Here is a 14,114-nt window from a genome sequence, read left to right on the forward strand (position 1 = left end):
AATATGAGTGTTACATCAATTATGGATGATCTGAAACGTCGCATGCACGGTGCTATTTCGGCTTTTAAACATGAATTAGGGGGATTGCGGACTGGGCGAGCATCAGCCAGTTTACTAGAGCCATTAACAGTTGAGGCTTATGGTTCTGTTGTACATATAAATCAGGTTGCGAATATTTCTGTTCCAGAACCGCGGATGCTTTCAGTTTCTGTTTGGGATAAAACGATGGTAGGGGCTGTGGAGCGTGCTATTCGTGATTCTGGTCTTGGTTTAAATCCTATCACTGATGGTGTGAATTTGCGTATTCCTTTACCTGAATTGAATGAAGAACGTCGTAAAGAATTAGTAAAAATTGCTCATCACTATGCAGAGCAGGCCCGTGTTGCTACTCGTCATGTTCGCAGAGATGGCATGGATAATTTGAAGAAGTTAGAAAAAGAAGGTGAAATCGGTCAAGATGAAGCACATAGTTTATCCGAAAAAGTTCAAAAACTTACGGATGAAACCATTGCCGATATTGATAAGATTTTGGCTGTCAAAGAATCTGAAATTATGCACGTTTAAGACGGTTTTTTCACTAGAAAAAGAATATTACATCCCTATCTTATTCCTATTGGTGCTAAGGACAAGTTATGTGTGCTGTTGATAGCAAGGCATGGAATGCGAAGAAATGTATTTTACTATATTTATATATTGTATAAGAAAGATTAATTTGGAGTAGCAGATGTTTTTTGAAACTTTTTTTACCTTTGAGTAAGGCCTGGAGCGCATTATTTAATTAGGTAATGAAAGTTTTTTTCTCAATCTAATTTTGTTGAGTTCCGTGACAAAAATGTTTTCATGTTAATGATCTTTCAAATATTTCACGGCAACTTTTGGAAAAAGAATGTGAGTCAAAAAATCAATCTTAATCTTGATATTACTTTTCATTACGAATGAAACGGTAGGATAGATAAAGGAGCGTTGTTCTGTGCAATTTTTTATGTTTTTTTACTTTGAACAGATACTTAATAGTTTTCTAGAAAAATTTTTTAATGTCAAATAAATAGTAAAATTCATAATTCGCATGGTGAGTGAAGAGTATTTTCTTATTTTTAAAATCAGGGGTATATTGAGAAAAATATTTTAGGTTTGGTCTTTGATGTGTAAGCTTTTGAAGTCGTTATCACTGATTACTTGGTCTTATGAACACTATCTTGGTAGAGTAGATCATTTATGGTCAATTATTGGTAAAGTGTGCAAAATGTAAATATAAAAATTCTCCATAGCAAAGCCAGAGTTTTTTGTTTGCAGAGGCTTTTGAGTTTGCCTTTTTAATTTGATGTTTGGAAGTTGTTTTGTCTAATCTGGTTTCTCGTATTCTTACTGCTTTAACTTTTGGTTTCATTGCTTTGTGTTTAACGTGGGTTGGGGGCACTTTATTTTTTTTATTTGTTTGGGTTATTGGTGGTTTTATTCTTTATGAATGGATGAGTATTACTAAAGAAAAGTGGCATGTTTCACAAAAAATATTAGCGAGTATTTTTTATTTGGTTTTTTGCGCCTTATTGGTATCGAATGCATCTGCTTCATTAATCTTTTGTATTTTGATAGCTTTGGCAGCACTGTTAGCTATCGGGCCTGTGAGAAAGAGTATTTGGGTTTTTTTTGGTTTTTTATATGTATGTTTTCCGGTTGTGGCTTTATCCTTTTTACGGGGGCATGAGTCATTAGGATTCTGGGTTGTTATCTTTTTATTTACAATAGTGTGGGGAACAGATATTGCTGGATATTTTAGCGGACGTGCGTTTGGTGGTCCTAAATTAGCACCACAATTTTCCCCTAATAAAACATGGGTGGGGGCAATTTGTGGTACATTTGTTGGAGTTTTTGGCGGTGTATTGATTGCTTTTTGGTTTTTTGACTTAAATTCAGCAGTTTTTTTTGTACCATTGCTTACGCTCATTTTATCAATTGTTTCGCAAATGAGTGATTTAGGGCAATCATGGCTAAAAAGGCAATTTTCTGTTAAAGATTCTAGTTCTTTATTGCCTGGGCATGGTGGGTTTATGGATCGTATGGATGGATTAATAGGGGCTGCTTTTCTTCTTTATTTAATTGGTTCTTTTATGTCTGATATGGATACACCTTTTAATCTCTTTTGTATGGTTTAAATGGGAGAAGATATCTTGGATTTTTTGAATCATATAATTGCTTTAGGCGACGTACTTTTAAGAAGTTTGAGTGTTCTTTTCGTTGTTATGATTATCATTTTTGTTCACGAAGCTGGACATTATCTCATTGGGCGGTGGTGTGGTATTAAGGCATCGGTTTTTTCGCTTGGATTTGGACCACAAATAGTGGGTTACACAGATAGGCGTGGTACACAGTGGCGTTTAGCACTTATTCCTTTAGGAGGATACGTAAAGTTTATAGGGGATGAAGAAGGAGTGCATGAAACATCTTCTCGATCACTTCCGATTGTTGACGGTTCATTTGCTAGTGCGCATGCTTGGAAAAAAGCAGCAACTGTTTTTGCTGGTCCCTTGTTCAATGCCCTTTTTACCGTTGTTATTTTAACGTTTTTTTTCTTTATATATGGTCGTGTAGCCATTGAACCAGTTGTTGGTTCTTTCGTAAAAGATTTTCCTGCTGTTCAAGCTGGTTTGCAATTAGGCGACCGTTTTATTGAAATAGATGGTCGACAGGTTGAAAGTTTTGAAGATTTGATGAACTATGTGACGTTTCATGGTGAAAATCCTATAGAATTTAAAATGGAACGCGGTGGGCAGGTCTTTACGACGGTGATTACGCCAAAAGTGGTGGAGCGAGATGATGGATTTGGTAATCGGGTTCGAAGTGGACTGATAGGTGTAGGGGTTCCTGTTGATCCAGATAATCCTGCGCGTTTAGATCCAGCCTATGTGAAACATATTCGCTATGGTTTTGGCAGAGCTTTAAGAGAAGCATCAAAACGTGTTACGTTTATTGTTACCCAAACAATTTTTTTTATGGGGCGTTTACTAGGTGGAAAAGAAGATCATTGTCGGCTAAGCGGTCCTTCTAAGACAATTAAAATTGCTTGGCAAGTAAGTGAAACAGGTTTTATCTCTTTATTGAATTTTATGGCTTTTTTTTCAATAGGTGTTGGGCTTATTAATCTTTTTCCAATTCCTCCACTTGATGGTGGGCATTTGTTATTTCATGTTGTTGAAATCATTATTGGGAGACCAATATCAGTTAAAATTCGAGAGATTATTTTTCGCTTAGGTCTCTGCTTTGTTCTCCTATTTATGTTGTTTGCGCTCTTTAATGATTATTTTTGTTGGTTTAGCTAATTAAATTATGGAAAACATTTTATAAATTAGGTAATAGTAGAAGAATACAAATGAAAAGTCGTTTACCATATCCACAAAATATTGTGGCATCATGTGCTATAATGAGTAATTAAGGGGTGGAAAGTCTTGCTGTGAATAAAAGAGTTGTTATGGCAGTTAGCTTTTTGAGGCGTTGTGTTCAGGGAATAAGATAAGGTAAAAAAGCCAATGACTATGAATTCAAGGTTTTTAAATGCAGCATCTGTGTTGGTGTTAGGTATGAGGATTATTATCCCAACAACAGCCTTTGTATCAACTGCGATGGTTGGAGAAGTACAAGCATCTGTGGTTCGTTCCATTGAGGTTCGTGGGAATAAATTTGTAAGTGCTCAGGTGGTTCGAGATAATATAGATATTAAAGTTGGAAAGAGCTTTTCCAGTGGTGATGTCGATTCTGCGGTAAAGCGTCTTTTTGGATTAGGGTTATTTTATGATGTTAAAATAAACCAGGTAGGCGATAGGTTGGTTGTGTTAGTCAAAGAGTATGAAGTTGTCAATCAGGTGTTGTTTCAAGGAAATAAATCTCTTAAAGATCCTGATCTTAAACGGTTTATTTCTTTAAAACCGAATGAGCCTTTCAATTCTGCCAAGCTTTCGGCCGATACTAATATGATTCGTGAAGCTTATAAAACTGTTGGTCGTAATGATATCGTTGTTACGGTTCAAACTATTAACCTTGGAAAAGGGCGTGTAAATGTGGTTTTTAATATTGTTGAAGGTCGCAAGACAAAGATTAGCAATATCACTTTTAAGGGGAATCACGCTTTTGAGAGTCGCCGTTTACGTGATGTGATTTCAACAAAGCCTTCAGGATTACTCTCGTTATTGTTGAGAGGTGATGTTTATAGTGAGGAACGTTTGGCTGCTGATGAAGAGGCGCTCCGTCGCTTTTACTATAACCGTGGTTATGCTGATTTTCGCGTTATTTCCTCTAAAGCGGTTTTTGATGAAGCGCGTAATGCTTATAAAATTGATTTCGTTCTCGATGAGGGTGTGCGCTATAAAATTGGTGATGTTCAGATTGAAAGTGATATCGATGGGATTGATGTTCAATCTATGAAAGGGATACTTAAAACCCGTTCGGGTGATGTTTATAGTGCAGAAAATATTGAACAATCTGTTGCAATTATCAACAATAAAGTTGCTGATTCAGGATATGCTTTTGCTAAAGTTGAGACACGAGGAAATCGTGATTTAGCAAATCATACAATTTCTATTTTGTATAACATTGAACAAGGTCCTCGGGCTTATGTTCAGCGTATTGAAGTACGTGGTAATGAAAAGACACGTGACTATGTCATTCGCCGTGAGATTGATTTAAATGAAGGTGATGCTTACAATCAGACCTTAGTGCAGCGAGCAAAACGTCGTCTAGAAAATTTAGGCTTTTTTAAAGCCGTTAATATTTCAATGGTTCCCACCGATCAACCTGATCAGATTATCTTGGTTGTAGATGTGATTGAAGCACCAACAGGAGATCTTTCTTTTTCTGGAGGGTATACAACGGGAGGTACAAGCCCTGGTGTGTCACTTGAGGTATCTGTTACCGAGCGTAATCTTGGGGGACGTGGTCAGTATGTTCGTTTAAGCTTAGGTGCTGGACAAGAGAAATCCCGTAATTACAATTTATCGTTTGTTGATCCTTATTTCTTAGGTTATCGTTTATCCGCTGGGGTTGATATTTTTCGCAGTACTTATCGCGCTGATAAAGCATATGATGTAAGACAGACAGGTGGATCACTTCGGTTTGCGGTACCTATTAATGACCAGTTATCTGCTAATTTAGCTTATTCTTATGTGCAGGAAGAATATGATTTCGGTAAAGAATATGACTTAAGCAAAGATACTGATATAAGAGACTTATATGGGAAATATTCTGGTGCAATTGTTCAAGCAGCGCAGCATAGTCCTTGGAAACGTTCATCAATTAGTTATGGTCTAACCTATAATACTATTGATGATATGAAAAATCCGCATGATGGATGGTATCTACGTGTTCTTCAGGAATATGCAGGACTTGGCGGCAGCGCAAAGTTCTTGAAGACAACTGGTAAAGCGATGATGTATAAAACACTTTCCGATCGGATGGATCTTGTCGGTTTACTTTCTTTTGGTGGTGGTTATATCCATGAAATAGGCCGAGAGGGGGCTCGTATCTTCGATATGTTTAAAATAAATACTGATATGATCCGTGGGTTCAAATATAACGGGATAGGTCCGCGTCAAGTTTCCAATAAAGGTGAGGTTTATTTCTTAGGGGGAACGACATATATGAATGCGACTGCTGAAGTACAGTTTCCCATACCTGTTGTGCCTGAAGGGTTAGGATTTCGCGGTGCATTATTTGCGGATATTGCAACGCTTTATGGCAGTAATTATAAACCTGTTTTTCAGGGTGAAATGCCTGTTACAAATATCAAAAGTGCATGGCGTTCATCCGCAGGTGTTAGTTTGATGTGGGATTCGCCGTTTGGTCCGCTGCGTTTTGATTATGCTTGGCCACTAAAAAAGCAAGAAGGGGATCGTTTGCAGCAATTGAACTTTGGTATTTCTACGAAGTTCTGATTTAAATTTTTTTTAGAAGAAAAAATTTAAAGAAAATGGGGTAAGCTGGGAGAGAAAGTATTTTGATGGCGGATACATTTTTTTTTACGCCGTCCCGGCGGTTGACGGTTGCTAATGTTGCTGAGTTGACAGGTGCAAAACTTCTTAATCCAGAGTTTTCTAACAAAGTTATAAATACTCTTTCTTCGCTTGAAAATGCCGAAAAAGGTTCTCTTGTGTTTGTGGAGAATCGGAAGTTTTCTGATGCTTTAGTAGGAAGTTCTGCTGTTGCTGTTTTTTGTACGAATGAAATCGTTTTTAAAGTTCCTGAATCTATGGCAATTTTGGTGACATCCACACCACAGCGTGATTTTGCCCAGATTGGTCGTATCCTGTTTCCCGATTCTGTTAAGCCCATGCCTTGGTTTGGACAGAGGGAGATCTCTCCGCACGCGCATATTCATCCAAGTGCTAAGCTTGCAGATGATGTATGTATTGAAGCGGGAGCTGTTATCGGGAGAGATGTTGAGATTGGTTCAGGATCTCTTATTGCATCTACTGCTGTTATCGGTGAGAACTGTCGTATTGGGTGTGACTGTTATATTGCTCCCAAGGTAACAGTTCAGTATTCTTTGATAGGTGACAAAGTTCATCTTCACCCTGGTGCCAGCATTGGGCAAGACGGTTTTGGCTATATTGATGGTTCTTCTGGAATTGAAAAAGTTCCACAACTTGGTCGTGTTATTATTGAGGATGGTGTGGAAATTGGTGCCAATACGACAATTGATCGTGGAACATTTGAGGATACCATTATTGGTAAAGGAAGCAAAATTGATAATTTAGTACAGATTGCCCACAATGTGAAGATTGGTCGCTATTGTCTTATTGCCGCTCAATGTGGAATTGCTGGAAGTACATCCATAGGTGATATGTCTCAACTTGGTGGGAGTGTTGGGGTAGCAGATCATATCATCGTAGGTAAATATGTTCAGATTGCTGCTGGCAGTGGTGTTATGAATGACATTCCGGATGGTGAAAAATGGGGAGGTAGTCCCGCTCGACCATTTAAACAATGGTTCCGTGAAGTAGCGGCTTTGCGTAATATTGGCAAAGTTAAAAAGGAGAAACGCTAATATGATCACCACCGAAGAAACTAGAAGTTTAGAGGCTTTAGATATTGAAAAATTACTCTCAATATTACCTCATCGTTATCCGTTTTTATTGATCGATCGGATTGTTGAAATTGATGGTGAGCAAGAAGCTATTGGTATTAAAAATATAACCATTAACGAGCCACATTTTGTAGGGCATTTTCCTGAAAAACCTGTCATGCCTGGTGTGTTGATTTTAGAAGCTATGGCACAAACAGCGGGAGCAATTTCACTTTTAAGATTAGGGAATAAGCAAACAAAATTGGTTTATCTTATGACTGTTGATAATGCGAAGTTTCGTAAGCCAGTTATACCTGGTGATCAGCTAAAGATCCATGTTCAGCTTTTAAAAAAGCGATCTGGCGTGAGGCGTTTTTCGTGTATTGCAGAAGTAAAGAGCGTCCGTGTTGCCGAAGCGGAAATTGCTGCGATGATTCTCGAAAAAGAGTAAACGATATTGATGGGAATTTAAAAATGTCCGGTACGAAAATCCATCCAACTGCTCTTGTGGAGAAGGGAGCGCAGCTTGGTGAGAATGTATTCGTTGGGCCGTTTTGTCATATTAGTTCAGAGGCTGTTATTGGTGATGGATGCAGTTTGATAAGTCATGTTGTGATAATGGGGAAAACAACTTTAGGAGCCGATAGTAAAGTATTTTCACATGCAATTTTAGGAGCAGAACCGCAAGATAATAAACATAAGGGAGGTTATACAACTCTTTCTATTGGTAAAAATTGTACAATTCGTGAAGGCGTAACAATGCATAGAGGCTCTGATTCGAGTGTGGGAATGACAATTGTGGGTGATAATTGCCAATTTTTTTGTTATGCTCATATCGCCCACGATTGCCGTGTAGGGAATAATGTAACATTTGCGAATAATGCGATGATTGCTGGTCATGTTACTGTTGGCGATTATGTTATTATTGGTGGTGGTGCTGCTGTTCACCAATTTGTTCGTGTTGGACATCATGCGTTTATTGGTGGTGTATCGGCGCTAGTTGGTGATTTAATTCCCTATGGAACAGCTGTTGGTGTGCAAGCAAAACTTGCAGGGTTAAATATTATTGGTATGAAGCGTGCAGGTCTTGAGCGTAAAGATATTCATGCACTACGCCATGCGGTTGCTATGCTTTTTGATCACAGCAAACCGTTTAAAGAGCGTGTCAGCGATGTTGCTTCTTTCTATCCCGCTTCTCAATCTGTTGTTGATGTAGTTAATTTTATTAAAGAAAAAGGAAAGCGTTTTTATTGTACACCCAAATTTGAAGGTGATAGAATAAAAGAAAATAAGGATTAAAAATGTCTGTCTCTGGTGCGAGAAATTTTCTTTCCGGCCGTACTGCTATTATAGCAGGAAATGGTGTTCTACCTATCACTGTTGCTCAAGAACTTGAAAAGGATGGACAGAATCCTTTTCTTGTACTTCTGCGTGATGAAGCAGATGCTTTGCTTTATCGCTATGAACATTGTGAGTTATCAATTGTAGAGTTAGCGCGTCTCGTTAAAATTTTAAAGGCAGCTGAAGTTTGTAATATTGTTTTGGCCGGTGGTGTGAAAAGGCGGCCACTTCTTACGCAATTACAATTCGATTGGACAACATTTTTAGCTCTTCCTAAGTTAATTGGGGCTTTGAAGGGAGGGGATGATGTATTATTGAAAGCCTTTGTACGGGTTATTGAAGCGCATGGTTTTTATATTATTGGTGCTCATGAGATAGTCCAGAATCTTTTAGCTCCGAGAGAATTTGATTTAACATTACGGCGAGCCACGCGAAAAGAGAAAAAAGATATTGTCCTAGCAGCAGAAGCAGCAAAACTTTTAGGTCGTTTAGATATAGGGCAAGCAGCAGTTGCTAGCAATGGAAGGGTGATTGCGGTTGAGGGAGCAGAAGGAACTGATAATATGCTATGGCGAGTTTGTGAAATGCGAGAAAGAGGACAAATTCCGCCTAAAGGTGGTGTTCTTGTTAAATGTGCGAAACCACAACAGGATCATCGCTTTGATTTGCCATCAATTGGTCCTACGACAATAATGAATATTGCAAAGAGTGGACTGTCTGGTATTGCGGTGGAGGCAAATAGAAGTCTGATATTATCAGTGAAAACAACGATAGAAAAAGCCAACAAATATTCCTTGTTTATAGAAACATTTGAAAAATTTGATCATGAATAAGTGTTTCTTAAAAATTGCTATTGTTGCAGGCGAAGAGTCTGGTGATTTGCTTGGGGCAGATTTGATTTCTTGTTTAGCACAACAGATAGGATGCAAAATTGAGTTGATTGGTGTTGGAGGAAGTCATTTAAAGGCATTAGGTTTAAAAAGCCTTTTTGATTCTCAAGATATTGCTTTAATCGGTTTAGGCGCAGTATTTAAAAAATTGCCATCATTATTGATACATATTCGCAATTTATCTAAATTTATTGCAGAAGAACAACCCGATTGTTTAATTATTATTGATAGCCCTGATTTTACCCATCGTGTTGCAAAAAAAGTGCGTGTTTTAGCGCCTTCTATTCCTATCATTAAATATATTGCACCAACAGTTTGGGCATGGCGTCCTGAGCGCGCTAAAGCTATGCGTAAATTTGTTGATCATGTTTTGGCGGTTTTTCCTTTTGAAAAAAAGATTATGCAAGATTTGGGAGGTCCACCCACTACTTATGTCGGACATCGTCTTTTGACTTATCCTCCACTGTTGACTATCCAATCAGAAAAAAGGCATCAATCAGAAAAAAAACGTGTGTTTGCTAAACAAACGTCATCGCCTACATTAGTTATTTTGCCAGGATCACGTAATTTAGAGATTCGCTACTTAATGCCTATTTTTCGAGAAACAGTAGAAATTCTTATACAACGCGTTCCTCATTTACATATTATTTTACCAACTTTACCACATTTTGTGGATGAAATTCGTACTTTTGTACAAAGCTGGAAAATCAAAGTAAAAATTCTTGTTGATGAAGATGAAAAATGGCATGCTTTTTCGAAAGCTGATGTTGCGCTTGCGGCATTTGGAACGGTTTCACTTGAATTAGCATTAGCGAAAATTCCCATGGTTCTTTGCTATAAACTTGATCGTTTTTCTCAATTATTCATTTTTCCCAAAATAATGTTATGGAGTGCTGCTCTTCCAAATATTATTTCTGATAAGCCTATTGTGCCAGAATATTTTAATGAATTTCTACGTCCTGGCATGTTAGCAAGGCAGATAGAACAACTTTTGTATAATCCTTTATTACGACAAGCACAGCTCGATGCTTTTGAGATGGTAGAACAGAAAATGAAGACTGAAGTTCCATCCAGGGTCATTGCTGCTCAAACAATTGTCACCCTTCTCAAAGAGAGATCGGGACCTTTAAAATTCTCATAGATAAAACAATGTTAATGATTAATGTTTAATTTTAGTAAGAAAATCACGAGCACGTTGACTTTTAGGGTTAGTAAAAAATTCATCAGATGCTGTATCTTCAATAATTTTTCCATTTTCTAGAAAAAGTATTCTTTCTGAAACTTCTCGAGCAAAACCCATTTCATGGGTAACACACAGCATTGTTATGCCTGTATCTGCTAATTGAACCATAACTTCTAAAACTTCTCCGACACTTTCTGGATCAAGAGCTGATGTTGGTTCGTCAAAAAGCATCACTTCAGGTTTCATACAAAGTGCACGTGCAATTGCAACACGCTGTTGTTGTCCACCAGAGAGTTGTAAAGGATATTTCTCACAGTATTTTTCAATTCCAACCTGTGTCAGATAATGCGTTGCCAGTTCCTTTGCTTGTTGTTTGGAAAGTCCTTGAACTGTCATAGGTGCTAAAATGCAATTTTGCATAACAGTCATGTGGGGAAATAAATTAAAATGCTGAAAAACCATTCCTATTTTGCGCAGAACAGTTTTTTGTTGCTTTAGAGGAGCCGTATGGATATCAATATTATGGATACAAATTGAACCTTTGTGTGTTTGTTCTAATTGATTAATACAACGAATCAAAGTTGATTTTCCTGATCCAGAAGGTCCACAAATAACGATGCGTTGGCCAGTTTCAACATCTAGGTTAATATCATGGAGCACCTGAAAGTTTCCGTACCATTTATTTAAATTTCGAATAGAGATCACTGGGCTTTTAGTGGTATAGACAAGTTTATTATTTTTCAAATTCATCTTTTATATTCTTTCATTGATGAATAAATTGATTAATTTAAATATTTTAAGTTTAGTAAAAATTTTCCTGATCAGTTTTGTTTATCGTAAATATCGGGTGAGGTAGCGTTCAATCGCGATGATAAAACGGTGAATAAGGGCAACGACAAAAAGATAAATAAGAGCAGCCCAAACATAAACTTGAAAATCAAATGTACGTGAATAAGTGAGTTTCGCAATCCCCATTAAATCATAAATAGTAATAAGTGAGGCAATAGCACTGGATTTAATCATTAAAATAAATTCATTTCCTAGGGGACGTAACGCTACAACCATTGATTGTGGAAGAATAATTTTAAAAAACGTTGTAGAGCTACTTAGCCCTAGAGCTTTTGATGCTTCAATTTGTCCAGTTTTTACGGATAAAAAACTTCCTTTAAAGATTTCAGACTGATAAGCAGCGGAATTAAGCGCAAAAATGAAAATACAGCAATACCATGCATTTTGAAAAAACCACCATAAACCAACTTGTTGCCAAAAGCTATTCATTGAACCAAGTCCATAATAAAAAAGGAAAAGTTGGGCTAATAAGGGGGATCCACGGAAAAAATAAACATAAACATGTGCAAAATACCGCAAAAGCTTATTATTTGATAAACGCACAAATGTAATAAGCATACCGAGAAAAAAACCAAGAGAGCAAGAAATAAAAACCAGCTCAAAAGTTACAAGAAATCCATCAATAAATTTTAGTCCATAACGGTTCAAGAGAGTAGGATTGAAAAGAAAATGGAGCCACTCAGGAATCATCAGACTAATACCTTCTGATATCCTGATAGAGTGCGTATTTCAAGATAATATAGAATTGCGGAAAAAAAAGCTGAAAATAATAAATAGAGTAAACATGCCACAAGATAAAACAGCATAGGCTTATTGGTGGCAGCAACTGCTAAATTCGTTTGTTGCATAAGGTCAACAAGTGAAATAGTTGAGACGAGTGATGTATCTTTAAGTAAAGTAAGCCAATTATTGGAAAGCCCTGGCAAGGCATTTCGAATAAGTTGAGGAAAGACAACACGAAAAAATGTAGTTGAACGTGAAAGTCCTAGAGCTTTAGCCGCTTCATATTGACCGTTTTCAAAAATACTGAATGCTCCGAGCCAAACTTCACAAGAAAAAGCAGCAAGAACCATACTAAGTGCAAGAACACTAGCAATAAAAGCATTGATACTAAATATTATTTCAATGTTAAAATAATCAAGAACAGTTTGAATAATGCTTTGTAAACCATAATAGACTAAAAATAAAGTTAAAAGCTCTGGGAGACCACGAAATACTGATGAAAAAATGGTAGCTATAGCTTTAGCTGTCCTGATATTGGATCGTATCATCAGTGCATTTAGAAGTCCTAGAGGAAGCCCTAAGAGTCCACAGCATAAAGCCAATGATAATGTTATCCCTGCACTTGAAAGTATAACTACACCCCACCCCCCATTGCTAAATGATAGCAATGCTAAATTTTCAGCCATTTTTGTGCTCCTCACAAAAATTTAGATAAATTTTCTTACAATAAATAATTTTTTCAAATTTAGTTTGTATTGATATTTTTAATAAATATCGAATGTAAAATATTTTTTCATAATTTTATCATAAGTTCCGTCCTCACGGATTTCTTTTATTGCTTCATTGAACTTATTTTTAAGATCGTTATTATTTTTGCGTATAGCAATTGCAATGGGCAATTTTGTTTTTTCCAGACTACCAAGAAGTTGGCAGCAATCTTTTTCTTCATTTCCGAGCCATGTTACTGCTGCCAGTTTATCAGAGATAACGACATCAACCTTATGACTTAAAAGATCACGCTTAACTTCTATTGCAGTAGGATAAAGTTTGATATTGGCACCCTCAGATGCATAATGATCTTCTGCGTACGCAGCTTGTGTTGTATTTGATTGCACACCAAGATTTTTATTTTTAAAAGCCTCTGCCGAAATTTCTTTAATTCCTGAATCTTTGTGAACGATTACAACCAATTCTGTACTGTAATATGCGTCTGTGAAATCAATTTTTTGTAAGCGCTCTTCTGTAGGAGCGAGAGAAGAAATGATAGCATCGTATTTTTTTGCAAGAAGTCCAGGGATCATTCCTTCAAAGTCTTGGGTGACGATAGTACACTCGACATTCATTTTTTTACACAGTGCATAAGATATATCAATATCAAAACCCTGAAGTTCGTTATTTGAGTTGACGTAACTAAATGGGGGGTAGGAAGCATCACTCGCAATTTTCAGTGTTTTAGCATTGGCCAATTGGGCGAACAGTGTTGCACTTGTTATGAGGGCTACAGCTAATAATTTCATTATGTTCTCCTATCGGATAAGCGAGAGAATATTAGATCATCATGTATTTTATAATCTGTAAGCTCTTCTAAGAGCAATGCAAAAAATTTATTTGGCTTCATTTTATTATCATTGCAAGAATATCATTATTAAAAAGAATTATCTATTCTTATTCAAGGTTAATAGAGGAAAGAAATATTTTATTGACAAAAATTGAGAATTTAGCTTTTAAAAAAAGACACTTCTTAAGTAGAATAATTTTTTCTGAGATATCTACATATCGAAGAGCATAAAAAATCAATTATTTTGGGTCAATGCGGATATTTTACTCGTAAAAGAAGTATATTGCTAACAGATAATTTCAAAAAGATTCTTTGCATAGTGTTATATAGGCATATAACAGTACTTTTTATGTCGGTTTTTCATAGAAAAATTTTAATAATAGGCTTAGATTTTGAACTTTTTCCTAATCTGTAGAGAAAGTGCAAAAGGTATTTTTAGTTGAAAAAAGCACTTAGGTAATTTTTTGCGATGCTGTTTTAGGTGAGAGAGTGAAATTCTTACCATCACTGAGTTTTCAT

13 protein-coding genes are annotated in these 14,114 nt (G+C 36.6%); 9 read left to right on the top strand and 4 right to left on the bottom strand.

The genetic code is table 11. The features are described from left to right. Positions 1-3: 3 nt before the first annotated feature. The 9 genes from frr to lpxB all read left to right on the top strand — a co-directional run bounded on the left by frr (position 4) and on the right by lpxB (position 10,423). Positions 4-564: a ribosome recycling factor gene (frr, locus tag O9A_RS04145; protein ID WP_034459068.1), complete on the top strand. Its 561-nt coding sequence runs from the start codon at positions 4-6 to the stop codon at positions 562-564. A 773-nt stretch (positions 565-1,337) separates the two neighbouring features. Next, positions 1,338-2,153, top strand: coding sequence for a phosphatidate cytidylyltransferase (locus O9A_RS04150; RefSeq protein WP_034459070.1), 816 nt, complete (start codon positions 1,338-1,340; stop codon positions 2,151-2,153). 15 nt (positions 2,154-2,168) lie between these two features. Then, on the top strand, positions 2,169-3,317 hold the full coding sequence (gene rseP, locus O9A_RS04155) for an RIP metalloprotease RseP (protein ID WP_034460193.1): 1,149 nt from the start codon (positions 2,169-2,171) through the stop codon (positions 3,315-3,317). Positions 3,318-3,524: 207 nt separating this feature from the next. Further along, positions 3,525-5,921 carry an outer membrane protein assembly factor BamA gene (gene bamA / locus O9A_RS04160; RefSeq protein ID WP_034459073.1) on the top strand — a complete coding sequence of 799 codons (2,397 nt, stop codon included), beginning with the start codon at positions 3,525-3,527 and terminating at the stop codon, positions 5,919-5,921. A gap of 65 nt (positions 5,922-5,986) precedes the next feature. Then, entirely contained in the window at positions 5,987-7,033 is a 1,047-nt protein-coding gene (gene lpxD / locus O9A_RS04165) for a UDP-3-O-(3-hydroxymyristoyl)glucosamine N-acyltransferase (protein ID WP_034459075.1), read from the top strand. Position 7,034: 1 nt separating this feature from the next. After that, complete coding sequence (fabZ, locus tag O9A_RS04170) at positions 7,035-7,502, top strand: 3-hydroxyacyl-ACP dehydratase FabZ (RefSeq protein WP_034459077.1); 468 nt, start codon at positions 7,035-7,037, stop codon at positions 7,500-7,502. Between the two features lie 23 nt (positions 7,503-7,525). Next, entirely contained in the window at positions 7,526-8,350 is an 825-nt protein-coding gene (gene lpxA, locus O9A_RS04175) for an acyl-ACP--UDP-N-acetylglucosamine O-acyltransferase (protein ID WP_034459079.1), read from the top strand. A gap of 2 nt (positions 8,351-8,352) precedes the next feature. Beyond that, entirely contained in the window at positions 8,353-9,225 is an 873-nt protein-coding gene (locus O9A_RS04180) for an LpxI family protein (RefSeq protein WP_034459082.1), read from the top strand. After that, the gene (gene lpxB, locus O9A_RS04185) at positions 9,218-10,423 is read left to right on the top strand and encodes a lipid-A-disaccharide synthase (protein ID WP_034459085.1); all 1,206 of its coding nucleotides are present in this window, start codon (positions 9,218-9,220) and stop codon (positions 10,421-10,423) included. Before O9A_RS04180 ends, lpxB begins: the two co-directional genes overlap by 8 nt. 18 nt (positions 10,424-10,441) lie before the next feature. On the opposite strand, the gene O9A_RS04190 is transcribed toward lpxB, so the two are convergent. The 4 genes from O9A_RS04190 to O9A_RS04205 all read right to left on the bottom strand — a co-directional run bounded on the left by O9A_RS04190 (position 10,442) and on the right by O9A_RS04205 (position 13,554). Then, a complete protein-coding gene (locus O9A_RS04190; protein WP_034459088.1) occupies positions 10,442-11,215 on the bottom strand; it encodes an amino acid ABC transporter ATP-binding protein in 774 nt (257 codons plus the stop codon). A gap of 81 nt (positions 11,216-11,296) precedes the next feature. After that, complete coding sequence (locus O9A_RS04195; protein ID WP_034459090.1) at positions 11,297-12,004, bottom strand: ABC transporter permease; 708 nt, start codon at positions 12,002-12,004, stop codon at positions 11,297-11,299. Continuing rightward, positions 12,004-12,723 carry an ABC transporter permease gene (locus tag O9A_RS04200; protein WP_034459092.1) on the bottom strand — a complete coding sequence of 240 codons (720 nt, stop codon included), beginning with the start codon at positions 12,721-12,723 and terminating at the stop codon, positions 12,004-12,006. The genes O9A_RS04195 and O9A_RS04200 overlap by 1 nt, the downstream gene beginning before the upstream one ends. Positions 12,724-12,801: 78 nt before the next feature. After that, complete coding sequence (locus O9A_RS04205; RefSeq protein WP_034459093.1) at positions 12,802-13,554, bottom strand: transporter substrate-binding domain-containing protein; 753 nt, start codon at positions 13,552-13,554, stop codon at positions 12,802-12,804. Positions 13,555-14,114 lie beyond the last annotated feature (560 nt).

Origin of the sequence: Bartonella koehlerae C-29 (genome assembly GCF_000706625.1) — a bacterium.
Lineage (GTDB): Bacteria > Pseudomonadota > Alphaproteobacteria > Rhizobiales > Rhizobiaceae > Bartonella > Bartonella koehlerae.